Annotated in this window: 11 protein-coding genes; 6 read left to right on the top strand and 5 right to left on the bottom strand. The window is 59.5% G+C overall.

Annotated elements, in window-relative coordinates:
• Positions 1–54: 54 nt before the first annotated feature.
• From AAY81_RS08980 to AAY81_RS08960, 5 genes are all read left to right on the top strand, one after another.
• The gene (locus AAY81_RS08980; RefSeq protein ID WP_066664166.1) at positions 55–420 is read left to right on the top strand and encodes a YccF domain-containing protein; all 366 of its coding nucleotides are present in this window, start codon (positions 55–57) and stop codon (positions 418–420) included.
• Between the two features lie 213 nt (positions 421–633).
• Positions 634–1,203 (top strand): phosphatase PAP2 family protein, encoded by a 570-nt coding sequence (locus AAY81_RS08975; protein WP_082867965.1) that lies wholly within the window; start codon positions 634–636, stop codon positions 1,201–1,203.
• 54 nt (positions 1,204–1,257) lie between these two features.
• Positions 1,258–2,097, top strand: coding sequence for a deoxyribonuclease IV (locus AAY81_RS08970; protein WP_066664161.1), 840 nt, complete (start codon positions 1,258–1,260; stop codon positions 2,095–2,097).
• 61 nt (positions 2,098–2,158) lie between these two features.
• On the top strand, positions 2,159–3,988 hold the full coding sequence (locus AAY81_RS08965) for a fructose-bisphosphatase class III (protein WP_066664160.1): 1,830 nt from the start codon (positions 2,159–2,161) through the stop codon (positions 3,986–3,988).
• A 155-nt stretch (positions 3,989–4,143) separates the two neighbouring features.
• The gene (locus AAY81_RS08960; RefSeq protein WP_066664159.1) at positions 4,144–5,562 is read left to right on the top strand and encodes an FAD-binding oxidoreductase; all 1,419 of its coding nucleotides are present in this window, start codon (positions 4,144–4,146) and stop codon (positions 5,560–5,562) included.
• Positions 5,563–5,618: 56 nt separating this feature from the next.
• On the opposite strand, the gene AAY81_RS08955 is transcribed toward AAY81_RS08960, so the two are convergent.
• On the bottom strand, positions 5,619–5,870 hold the full coding sequence (locus tag AAY81_RS08955) for a DUF1653 domain-containing protein (protein WP_066664158.1): 252 nt from the start codon (positions 5,868–5,870) through the stop codon (positions 5,619–5,621).
• A 155-nt stretch (positions 5,871–6,025) separates the two neighbouring features.
• Between AAY81_RS08955 and brnQ the strand changes: the two genes are divergently transcribed.
• Entirely contained in the window at positions 6,026–7,348 is a 1,323-nt protein-coding gene (brnQ, locus tag AAY81_RS08950) for a branched-chain amino acid transport system II carrier protein (protein ID WP_205630828.1), read from the top strand.
• Between the two features lie 81 nt (positions 7,349–7,429).
• Here the strand turns inward: brnQ and AAY81_RS08945 are convergent, their stop codons facing one another.
• The 4 genes from AAY81_RS08945 to AAY81_RS08930 form a co-directional block, all read right to left on the bottom strand.
• Positions 7,430–9,526, bottom strand: a complete 2,097-nt coding sequence (locus AAY81_RS08945; protein WP_143117319.1) for an FtsX-like permease family protein — start codon at positions 9,524–9,526, stop codon at positions 7,430–7,432.
• An 8-nt stretch (positions 9,527–9,534) separates the two neighbouring features.
• Positions 9,535–10,338, bottom strand: coding sequence for an ABC transporter ATP-binding protein (locus tag AAY81_RS08940; protein WP_066664152.1), 804 nt, complete (start codon positions 10,336–10,338; stop codon positions 9,535–9,537).
• Between the two features lie 69 nt (positions 10,339–10,407).
• Entirely contained in the window at positions 10,408–11,475 is a 1,068-nt protein-coding gene (locus AAY81_RS08935) for a sensor histidine kinase (RefSeq protein WP_066664150.1), read from the bottom strand.
• Positions 11,462–12,172: a response regulator transcription factor gene (locus tag AAY81_RS08930; RefSeq protein ID WP_240480578.1), complete on the bottom strand. Its 711-nt coding sequence runs from the start codon at positions 12,170–12,172 to the stop codon at positions 11,462–11,464. Before AAY81_RS08930 ends, AAY81_RS08935 begins: the two co-directional genes overlap by 14 nt.
• Between the last annotated feature and the right edge of the window lie 64 nt (positions 12,173–12,236).

Raw genomic sequence — 12,236 nt, 5'->3', positions numbered from 1 at the left:
TTGATCTTCCTTGGTAGCATAACGAGTAAGCCCGTTTAGCAACCAGGAGGAACTATGCGCACGATTGGAAATATCATCTGGATACTCACCGGCGGGTGGCTTACGGCGCTGGGCTTCTGCCTTGCGGGCTGCATCTTCTACATTTCCATTATCGGCATTCCGCTGGGGCGCATCTCGTTTCGCATGGCGGCTCTTACGCTTGCGCCGTTCGGTAAGGACATCGTATACGGTGGTGGTGCCCCATCGTTGCTTGCCAACATCGTGTGGTTCCTGCTCATTGGCTTGTGGTCGGCGCTTGCCTACGTGTTCATGGGCGTTCTCTTTTGCGTCACGGTCATCGGCATTCCCTTTGGCTTGCAGCTCTTCAAAATGGCCCGTCTGGCCATCGCTCCCTTCGGGTCGTCTCTTGTGGAAGCGTAGCGCCCCCCTCTTCAGTTGAATGATGACGCCCTGGTGACGGGTGCGTCATTTTTCTCCGTTCGGCATGAACATCGGCCGCCTGGCCTCCTGGCGAAGCGCATTGCGCGCATCGTTCGCTAGTGTCCTTGTCTCGTACGCCTAGGAAACGAGGTGGGGTTCCCTTGCTTCCGTCTGGTACGATAGGGTTCCTCAAAGCGTATGAAGGGGGTATACATGGATCTTGCAATCTTGCATGGCATCCAGAATACGATTGGATGCGACTTTCTCGACATGGTCATGCCTGCCATTACCATGCTCGGCGAAAAGGGCGCTATTTGGCTTATTGCGGGCATCGTGCTTATCTGCATGAAGCGCTATCGCCGTTGGGGCATTACGCTCATCTGCGGCGTTGCGCTTGTCTGGGTCGTGGGCGATCACATTATCAAGCCCCTCGTCGCCAGGCCGCGACCGTTCGTGGTCGATCCTTCGCTGCTTCCCTTGCTGGTAGAGGCTCCCACGGATTTTTCGTTCCCCTCGGGGCATACGTCGGCAAGCTTCGCGGCGGCTACGGTGCTCCTGTTCAGCAACGTAAAGAAGCCCTGGAAGGTGCTGGGTCTTGTCGTGGCAATCCTCATCGCCTTCTCGCGCTTGTACGTGTGCGTGCATAATCCTACCGACGTACTGGCCGGCCTGGTCCTGGGTGTTGCGGCGGGCATTATCGTGTCGCTCGTGTCGAATGCGCTTGCGCAACGTTATGGCTGGGGAGAGCCGGCCGCGGTGCCACAGGGTAAGCATTCTCGATAGGTTTCGCGCCCCGTGGCAGGAAGCCATGGGGCGTTTCTTTTTCAAGGGGAGTTCATGAATCAGCTGGTGATTGGCCCGCACCTTTCGGTGGCCAAAGGCTATGCGAAGGCCGCCGATGAAGCGGCGAAGCTGGGTGCGACCACGTTCCAATTCTTCACGCGCAACCCGCGTGGCGGCAAGGCAAAGGCGCTCGATCCGAAGGACATCGAACGCTATCGCGTGCGGGCGCAGGATCAGGGCATCGTGTGCATGCTCGCTCATGCTCCCTATACGCTGAATGCTGCCGCGGCCAAGCCTGAGGTGCAAGATTTCGCGCGTCAGACGTTTGCCGACGATTTGCAGCGCATGGAGACGTTCCCCGGTTCGTGCTACAACTTCCATCCTGGCAGCCATGTGGGCCAGGGTGCCGACGTGGGCATTCAGAAGATCGTGTCTGTCTTGAATGATGTGTTGCGCCCCGAGCAGACGACTACCGTGCTGCTGGAGACCATGGCTGGCAAGGGGTCAGAAATCGGCCGTACGTTTCAGGAACTGGCGTCAATCATCGAGGGTGTGGAGCTGAACGACCACATGGGCGTAACGCTCGATACGTGCCATGTGTGGGACGCAGGCTACGATATTCGCGATGACCTGGATGGCGTGCTTGAGGAGTTCGACCGCATCATCGGGCTTGGTCGCCTGAAAGCCATCCATCTGAATGATTCGAAGAACCCCTGCGGTTCGCACAAGGACCGCCACGAGTGCATTGGCAAGGGGGAAATCGGCTTCGAGGCCCTTTCCGCCGTTACCCGCCATCCTGCGTTGCGTCATCTTCCGTTCTACTTGGAAACACCCCAGGAATCGCTTACGGGATATGCGGAGGAAATTGCAGCATTACGCGCAATTTGGCAATAAGCTGCATATCCTCGTTCCATCGGGTACCATAGGACGGAACAATCAACACGAAAGGACGCCCATGGACCGCGAAGAGGAAATCAAAAGGATATCCGCTGAACTGAATGCCCTGAAAACGCCCGAGTACTTCGTTTCCGACGTGCATGGCGAATACGGTGCGTTCGTGCACATCCTGCGCAACGGATGCGGCATGGTGCGTGTAGCCATCGACGATGTGTTGGGCGATCAGTTGGAAGAGAGCGAGGCCGATGCCCTGGCAACGCTCGTGTACTATCCGCATCGCAAGTTGCCCATGCTCGTGGAGGCGGCTGACGACGCCGATTTGTGGCGCATTCATACCATGAAGAACCTGCTTGCGGTTCTGCGCCATGTGGCTGCCGACCGCTCGCCTCGTTCCGTCGCCGACGCGCTTTCCGAAGATGTTGCCCGCGAGGTGTACGTCATCCTGGGGTTGGAAGATCGGGCACCCGCGCAGGCTCCCGAGCTTTCGAACGACCCCGATGTGCAGATCATTGCGCTGTGCCAGGCCATTCAGCACCTGGTCATTGGTCACGTGCATATGGTGGGTGACATCTACGACCGCGGTCCTGCGCCGCATCTGATCATGGACGAGCTTGCCAAGTTGCCTTCTCTCGATATCCAGTGGGGCAACCACGACATGGTGTGGATGGGCGCTTCCCTGGGCCAGCGCGGCTGCATCGCGCATGTGGTGCGCAATTGTGCGCGCTATGGCAACCTCGACATTCTTACTGATGCCTACGGCATGGATCTCGATCCTCTGGTTAGCTTTGCGCTGAAGGCGTACGAGGGCGACCCGTGCGAGGCCTTCGCCCTGAAGGTGAATCCGGGCCTGTCTCCTGAAGAGCTCGACGCCGCCGTAAAGGTGCAGAAGGCCATGGCTATCTTGCAGTTCAAGGTGGAAGCCCAGCTTATCGACGAGAACCCGAGCTTCGGGCTGGAAAGCCGCAAGCTGCTGCATCTCATTGACTACGAGCGCGGTATCGTGCCGGTGGACGGCGTGGAGTACGAAGTCACCGATACGTACCTGCCCACGGTCGACCGCGAGCATCCCTACGAGCTCACGCCGGAAGAGGAAGCGGTCATGCGCCACCTGGAGCATGAATTCATGACGTGCGAAACGCTGCAGAAGCACATGCGCGTTCTGCTCGATCGTGGCAGTCTGTATGCGCTTTCCAACGGAAACCTGCTGCTCCATGCCTGCGTGCCGCTGAATGAGGATGGCAGCCTGAAGGAAGTCGACATCTTCGGGAAGACGTGTTCGGGTTTGGCTCTGTACGATGAGCTGCAGGAATGGGTGTATCGCGGCTTTCGCGCCGAAGACGAGGAAACGCGCAAGCGTGGCCGGGACATCATGTGGTACCTGTGGCTGGGCGAGGGCTCGCCCCTGTTCGCAAAGAGCAAGATGGCTACGTTCGAGATCTACATGTGCCGCGAAAAGGAAGCGCGCAAGGAAGTCAAGAATGCGTTCTACCAGCTCTTCGATTCGGAAGAGCCCTACAACAACATCTTCCGCGACTTCGGCCTCGACCCCCATACCGCCCATTTGGTGTGCGGTCACGTGCCCGTGAAGGTGAAGGACGGGGAAGACCCGGTGAAGGCTGGCGGCAAGGTAATCTGCATCGACGGCGGCTTTTCCGCGGCGTACCAGAAGACTACGGGCATTGCTGGCTTTACGCTGGTGAGCGGCCCGAACGACCTGGTTCTCTATAGTCACGAGCCCCTGCCTAGCGTGGATGACGCCATCCGCGACAACTTGGACATCCATTCCACGGCGCGCGTCATCGAGGAGTACGCTACGCCTCGTTTGATTGCCGATACCGACGAGGGGCTGTTCCTGCATGCCCGCTTGCAGAAAATGCAAGCCTCCTAAGCCATGTGGCCCGCTGGCGTAGCGCCAGCGGGCCTTATTATTCTCGGGGGTTTTATTACTCTGGGGTCGGTAGCACCCAACTAAACTGGTATAACTGTCTCTCATTGAGGGAGAACGTAACATGCGGGAAGGGACCCGCATGGAAAGGAGCTTTAATGCCCGAGTATCATCAGCTCACGCCCGAGCTGGTTTCCCAGCTTGCGGAAATCGTGGGCGTGGATAACTGCCTTACCGGCGAGGATATTGCCGAAGATTACGCGCATGACGAAATGCCCATTTACGGCACGCGCATGCCCGAGGCGGTTTGTCTTCCTGCCACCACCGAGGAAGTGGCGGCCATCATGAAGCTGTGCTACGAGAACAGCATTCCTGTTACGGTGCGCGGCGCAGGTACGGGCCTGGTTGGCGGCAGCACGCCGCTGTACGGCGGCGTTGTCTTGTGCACGATGCGCATGGACAAGATTCTTGCGTACGATATGGACAACCTGAATGTGCGCGTTCAGCCGGGCGTGCGCCTGTGCGATCTGGCAGCCGATGCCCTGGACCACGACCTCATGTATCCGCCCGATCCCGGCGAGAAGACCGGATCTTTGGGTGGCAACGTGAGCACCAATGCCGGTGGCATGCGTGCCGTGAAGTACGGCACGACGCGTGATTACGTGCTGGCCATGACCGTGGTGCTTCCTACGGGCGAGATTCAGCATATCGGCCGTGCGGTCACGAAGACCAGCTCTGGCTACAGTTTGCTGCACCTGATGATTGGCTCGGAAGGCACGCTTGGCGTCATCTGCGAGCTCACGCTGAAGCTCGTTCCCAATCCGCGTGAGGACATGAGCTTCATCCTGCCGTTCGAGAACATCGAGTCGGCCATCGAGTCGGTTCCCAAGATCAAGCTTGCCGGCCTGAACCCCCAGTCCATCGAGTTCATGGAGCGCGATATCGTGGATACCTCGGCCGAGGCCACGGGCAATCACGTGTTCCCCACGGAAGTTAATGGTTGCGAAGCGGGCGCGTACATTCTGGTCACGCTCGACGGAAACGATGAGGACGAGATCTTCATGCGTGCCGAGCGCCTGGCGGAAATCGCCGATGGGCAGGGCGCGTTCGACACGCTCGTGGTGCAGGATCCGTCTCAGAAGGAAAGCGTCTGGGCAGCACGCAGCTCGTTCTTGACCGTCATCGAATCGGATACCGACCTCATCGACGAGATGGACGTGGTCGTGCCCGTGAACGTCATTGCCGACTTCCTGAAGTACGTCCACGAAGTGGGCGAGCAGAATGGCACGCGCATTCGTTCGTTTGGCCATGCAGGCGATGGCAACCTGCACATCTACTGCTGCGCGAACGACGCCGACCAGGACGAGTTCCTGCAGCAGTCCGCCAAGGTCATGGAAGCTGCGTACGCCAAGTGCGCCGAGCTGGGCGGCCAGATTTCCGGCGAGCACGGTATCGGCCATGCGAAGAAGGATTACCTGCGTGCTTCGCTGGGCGAGACGCCCATCAATCTCATGGCGGGTATCAAGGCCGTCTTCGACCCGAAGTGCATTTTGAACCCGGGCAAGATCTGCAGCTAGACATCTTCCGTCATATGAGCAACGGGCTGGCCGAGTGTGATCGACCAGCCCGTTTTCTATGCCTTATGGGCGACGCTTTCGATGTCCTGCAGTTCGAATCGGTACTTCTGCGGGCAATCGGGATACTTTTCGTGGTCGACTTCGGAAAGGAACATGGTCTTGGGACGAATCCACAGCGAGCCGTCGCCGTAGAGCTTGCGGTATACCACGTATTCCTCGTTGGTTTCGGAATGGCGGGCAATGTCTTCCACGAGATAGTGGTCGCCCTTAAAATGCCGGTATACGCGTTTCAGCTCGATGTCTCGCATGGGTTTCCTTCCGTGGCGCTTCTTTGGCAACGGAAGAGATTCTACCAGCCGGGCAGGCGATGCGCGTTACGTGTCGAGGGAGTGTGGAGCGCTTGGCACCTTGCGCGGCGTGCGTGCTATCATGTGCCCCTGTTTTTCGAACGTAAGGAGTGCCCGTGAAGGCTAGGGATAGGATATCGGTTGCAGTCATGCTGTTCGGCATGCTGTTTGGTGCGGGAAACCTCATTTTCCCCGTTCACCTGGGCCAGCTTGCCGCGGGCAATGTGTGGGTGGCCACTCTTGGCTTCGTGATTACCGCTGTGGGCCTGCCGTTGCTTGGCGTTGCCGCGCTGGGTGCGAGCCGTGCTTCGGGCGGTCTTGAGCTTGCGCAAAAGGTTGGCGGCACGTGGGGCATTGCGTTTATGAGCGTGCTCTACCTGACCATTGGGCCCTTCTTCGCCATTCCCCGCTGCGCGTCGGTTACCTATACCGTGGGCATCGAGCCGCTCGTGGGCTCTTCGTGGCTGCCCGCGTGTACGGTCGTATTCTTCGCAATCGCCGTTTTGTTGGCCATGCGACCAGGTCAGATTCTCACGTGGATTGGCAAGGTAATTACGCCGTTGTTCTTGGTGTTCCTGGCCGTGCTGCTCATTACCGCGTTGGTGAACCCGTTGTCGTCCGTGGATGCGGCGGCTGCTTCTGCTAATTACCAGACGAACGCCTTCTCGAACGGGTTCTTCGAGGGATACAACACCATGGACGTTCTTGCCGCCCTGGCGTTTGGCGGTGTGGTCGTTGATGTCATTCGCCGCCTGGGCGTTTCCGATGGCGGCGCCGTGGCGGGCGAGGTTGTGCGTTGCGGTGCGGTGAGCTGCGCCATCATGGTGGTCATTTATGGCGCGCTTGCCCTGGTGGGCGCTCAGAGCGTAGGGGCGTTGGGCGTCTCCGAAAACGGCGGCATCGCCCTTACCCAGATCGCCACGGCCTACTTTGGCCCTGCAGGTCTGGTCATTCTGGCCGTCACCGTTGCGCTGGCCTGCCTGAAGGTGGCCGTTGGCCTGCTGGTAAGCTGTGCGGAGTTCTTCCGCGAAGTGCTTCCGAAGGGGCCGTCGTACCGGGCGTGGGTGTTGCTGTTTGCGGTGTTTTCCCTGGTAATCGCTAATGCTGGCCTTACGCGCGTCATTGAGTACGCGGTTCCCGTGCTCATGTTCCTGTATCCGCTTGCCATCGTGCTCATTGGTCTGGCCTTGGCTGGGCGTTGGGTTTCGGTTCCTCGCCAGGTGTATGTGGCGGTCGTGGCATGCGTTACCGTGACGTGCGTGCTCGATTTTCTGAATGGATTGCCCGAGGTGGCGCGTGCGCCCTTCGAGGGGCTGTTGGCGGGTGCTTCTGCGTATGTGCCCCTGTTCGACATGGGGTTGTCGTGGTTGCTTCCCGCTGTCTTGGGCGTGGTCATTGGCTTGGTTGCTCACACCATAGCGACCAGGAAGGCCGCTTAGCTGCATCTTCCATCATGCGAGAAGCCGGGTTGGGACATTGCCTCAACCCGGCTTCTCTGTATGGGGTATGCGCGGCGCTCGTTAGCGCGCGAGCGTCGCTTTCACAAAGCGCTTGCTTACCAGGTACGTGATGAGCATGTACCCTCCGTAAATGATGGTCATGAGGACGGCGGTGAGCGCAATCGAGTTTGCGGGGTTTACGCCCAGCGCCGCCGTGAGCGATCCGTTCATGACGTTGATGCTCCAGGCCGTGTGGCAGATGGCCACGACTAGCGGTGCGAGGAAGTACAGTTCCACCTGATGGCGCAGCGAGCGTTGGATGTCGTGCTCGTCGGTGCCGATGCGCGAGAGCGTGCGGTAGCGCGGAAGGGATACGGAGACGTCGGATAGCTGGCGAATTGCGAGCAAGGCCGTCACCGCAATGAGGAACACGAAGCCAATGTACACCGCAAGATACGTTACGAGCATGCGTAGGAACAGTGCCTGAGAGAGCATCTCCTGCTGGGTGAGCGTGGCTTCAAGGGGCCACGATTCGGAATACGCGTCCTTGCAGCGTTGGCTGGTGCGGGAGAGTGCTTGGTCATTCGCGTCGGCGTCATTGGTGACGAACATGAAGTTCAGATAACTGCTGCTGTATAGTGCCTGATCGTTCGCAGCGAGTTCATCTACGATATCGTCGTTGGCGATGATGACGAGTCCCACGCTGCCCATTGCCGTGTTCGACTCTTCCACGGAGGTTCCGCATACAACGGTTAGCTCGTATCCCCCGTAGGAGACGTGCGCATGGTTGCTAACCAGATCGTCGGCTTGCGCTTGGGCGAAGTCGATCGTATTGGCGATGGCTACCTCGTCATGTCCGAGCGTAAGGCCGGTCTGTCCAATCATGCGCATAGTCGCATTGTATTGAGAGAGCTTCTGCATGGTGACCGGGGTCTCATTGTTGGTTATCGACGCAAGCGCTTCGCTCATGGGCACATTCGAGTTGGAAAGTAGGTCGTCATACGTGTATGCAGCGCCCTCTCCCGATTTGCCGACAAGCAAATACGAGTCAAGCTGTACGGCTTCCCGCACGTACGTATCCCAATCGGGGTCGGCAAGCCGGATGGCGGCTACGCGGTCGCCTTCGTTCGACTGGTACGCGGCCAGCGCATCCCCGCCTTCTTCTTCGAGCGTCTGGTCAATGGACTGGAATAGCGGGGCCGAGCAATCATAGGGGGTGAGCTTCTCGGCGTTGCTCGTGAGCGCGTCTGCGATGCCCATGCCCGTGGAGAAGACGGTCATGGCGAAGAAGAGAATGACGCTGATGGCCCAGAGTGAAACGAATGCCGTGTTGATGCGCGAGGCGACTTGGCGCATCGTGAAGGCCGTAAGGCCGCGATGGTAGGCTTTGAGCTTGCTCACGATGGCAATGACGATTCCCGCGGCCGACCAGAACAGCAGGAGCGTGCCAATGAGCATGGCGATGGTGGCCTGCATGAACTTGGGGTCATCGAGCATGAGGAGCCCGTTTTCCGCCAGTCGATTGTAGGCAAAGGCCAGAATGGCGATGGATGCAACGAAGACGATGGCGCTTGCGATGGGGTTGCGCATGATGACGCGCTGCTGGCGAGAGGCGTTGTCGAGAAGCTTGATGATGCTGGTGCGACCAATGATCACGACGTTAAACAGGGCGACGACGGCAAAGATGATGCCAAGGCATAGGACCGTGTTCTTGAGCGCGCCCATCGAGAAGACGAATTGGTAATGCTGGATGATGGTGCCCAGGAGCTTGGCCGTGGCAAACGAAAGCAACTGGCTGAGCAGGAAGCCTGCGGCAATGCCTAGAACAAGCGCGACAAGGCCGATGAGCAGCGTTTCTATGAGCATGACGAGGGCAACGCCGCGTGTGCTCATGCCAAGGGTAAGGTACGTGCCGAATTCTCGGTGCCGCCTGCGGACGATGAAACCGTTGGCGTAGATGACGAGAAATCCAAGGACGAATGCGACGACGTATGAGAAGAGGCCCATGAACTCCGATACGCTCTTGAAGACGTCGTCGTCTTGCTGAATGTCGAAGAGGATTTGCTGGGCTTCGATGGAATTGAACGCATAGAAGACGGCAACGCCCGCAAAAAGCGTGATGAAGTAGATGGCGTAGTCTCCCAGCGATTTGCGCACGTTGCGCAAGGCGAGTTTCAAATATATGACTACGCCTCCCCACCCAGGAAGCCCATGACGTCCATGATCTGGCTGAAGTATTCCTTGCGGGAAAGGTCGCCGCGGCGAATCTCGTTGAAGAGCTTGCCGTCGCGAATGAACAGGATGCGGTGCGTCCAGCTTGCCGCGAAGGGGTCGTGGGTGACCATGATGATGGTGGTCTTCGTGACGCGATTCATGGTATCGAGCAGTTCCATCATATGCGTTGAGCTGCGCGAATCGAGTGCGCCGGTGGGCTCGTCGGCCAGCACGAGGGTGGGGTTGCCCACGAAGGCGCGCGCAGCGGCGACACGCTGACGCTGGCCACCCGACATCTGATGGGGCATCTTGTCGAGCACGCTGGTGATTTCCAGGCGTTCGGCGATGTCTTCGACTTCAGTGCGGATGAGGCGCGGCGATTTGCGCTGAATGGTAAGCGCCAGCTCGATGTTCTCGCGTGCGGTGAGCGTGTCGACCAGGTTCGAATCCTGGAAGACGAAGCCCAGGTCTTCGCGGCGGAAGCGAGCGAGGGCGCCTCCGCGCAGGCGGGACAGCTGTACGCCATTCACCGTGACTTCGCCCGCCGAGGGCCTATCAATGGTGGAAATGCAGTTCAGCAGCGTACTCTTGCCCGAGCCCGAGGGGCCCATGATGCCCACGAACTCGCCGTTCTCTACCTCGAACGAAATGCCCGCCAGGGCGCGCGTGATGATGTCCTTGCCGCCGAAGCTCTTTTCCAGATTCTGAACCGAAAGCGCGGGGCGGTCTTGCTGCCCGGTGCTTCCGATGCGTGCTTGCGCGATGGTTTCTGCCATAGCGATCTCCTTTCGTATGTGGCGATTACCATGCTAGAAACCCATTCGAAGCGTCGCCATCGATTGGGCTTACAGGTCTCTTTCGTTTTTGTCACATAGCTGTTCGTTTGCGCGATTTTGCGGAAAGCCGATGGTCACGCGCGTGCCGACGCCCTCTTCGGAGCCGACGGTGAGCTTCATGCCCATACGGTCGCACATGACGGCGCAGAGGTAGAGCCCCATGCCCGTGGAGCTGCCGGCGCGGTGACCGTTTTGCCCGGTGAACGCACGGTTGAACATGCGCGGCACGTCTGCGGCGGGGATGCCCCATCCGTCGTCGGCTACGGTAAGGTCAACGTGGCCCGCGCTCGTGTTCTCGTTGTGCTGGCGCGCGGAAAACGTGACCGAGCTCGCTCCGTACTTCGCGGCGTTCGTGATGAGCTGGCCCAACATGAACAGGAGCCATTGCTCGTCGGCGAGGACCTCGAGCTCCTCGGGAATGTCGAGCTTGGGCTGCACTTCGCTTGCGATGAGCAGGTTCGCGTGCCGTTTGCATGCCTCGCGCACGGTGCCGGCCAGGGGGATGCTGGTGATGTGGTAGTCGTTCGTGAGGTCCGAGCAGCGTGCGTAGTAGAGCGCCTGCTCCACCTGATGCTCGATGTTCTCCATTTCCAGGCGCAGCTTGTCGGCTTCGGGGCCGTGCATGCCCGCGACAAGGAGCTTCGCGGCGGCGATGGGCGTTTTCACCTCGTGAATCCATAGGTCGACGTAGGTGCGGTAGTCGCTCGTTGCCTTCCGCTCGTCGCTGATCTCGCGCGTTGCGGCAAGGGTGCATAGTTCGATTGCGCTATGCGCCGTTTGCGCTTCGAGGGAGTGAGGAAGGGGCAGCAGCCCCGCTAGCTCGCTTGCGCGCTCGATGCGTTCCGCGGCTTGCTCGAGCGTGCGGAAGTAGCGCGCTTGTCGCAGGTAGCCAAGCGCAAGGGCTCCTGCGTCGCAGAGGGCCAGAATGGCGATGCAAAGTGTGATTCCCTGCACCGATATGCCAAATGCCGAAAGCGCTAGTGTGAGAATGCACAGCGCGAGCGCGAGGAGGGCGATGATGGGCGCGCGATCGGCGAGGTACGCAGCGGGCGTATAGCGCGCGTCACTGGATGGCATAGCCCTGGCCTCGCTTTGTTTCCAGGAATGATTCCGGCACGCCTATGGAGGCAAGCTTGCGGCGCACGCGGTTCACGTTCACCGTGAGCGTGTTGTCGTCTACGAATGCGTCGGATTCCCAGAGCTCGCAGAGCAGTTCGTGACGCGTGACGATGGCGCCCGGGTTTTCCATGAGCATGGTCAGGATGCGCTGCTCGTTGCGCGTGAGTTCTACGCTGCGTTCCTGGGTTGCCACGGTGCCCGACGTGAGGTCGAGCGTGACGCCCGCGTGCTCTATGAGGTTCGATTTCGCGTTCGACCTGCGCAGGATGGCATCGATGCGTGCGAGCAGCACGGCGGGGCGGTAGGGCTTGGTAACGTAGTCGTTGGCGCCCAGCTGCAGGGCCATGACCTCGTCGAACTCCACGTCTGACGAGGTGAGCACCACGATGGGCACGCTGCTGCGCTCGCGGATGGCGCGGCAGATGGCATGCCCGCTGGTGCCAGGTAGCTTCAGGTCGAGCACGACCAAGTCGGGTGCCTGCTCCAGCGCCTCGTTTGCCGCGTTCGCGAAATTCGAGCACGATGTGGGGTTGTACCCCTGCAAGCGAAGCAGGTTGGAAAGCCCCTCGGCTAGCGTTGCGTCGTCTTCGACGATGTATATGTTGGCCTGCGTGTCCATGGCATCCATCATACCCGTTGGCTTGAATTCGAACATGACACTTTCGTAAGCAATAGAGCTTATGCGCAGGGAAGCCCTTCCCCAGGTGACGGCGCATTGG

Source organism: Denitrobacterium detoxificans, assembly GCF_001643775.1.
Lineage (GTDB): Bacteria > Actinomycetota > Coriobacteriia > Coriobacteriales > Eggerthellaceae > Denitrobacterium > Denitrobacterium detoxificans.
The sequence above is the reverse complement of the archived record's forward strand: the minus strand, read 5'-3'. Positions and strand labels throughout refer to the sequence as shown.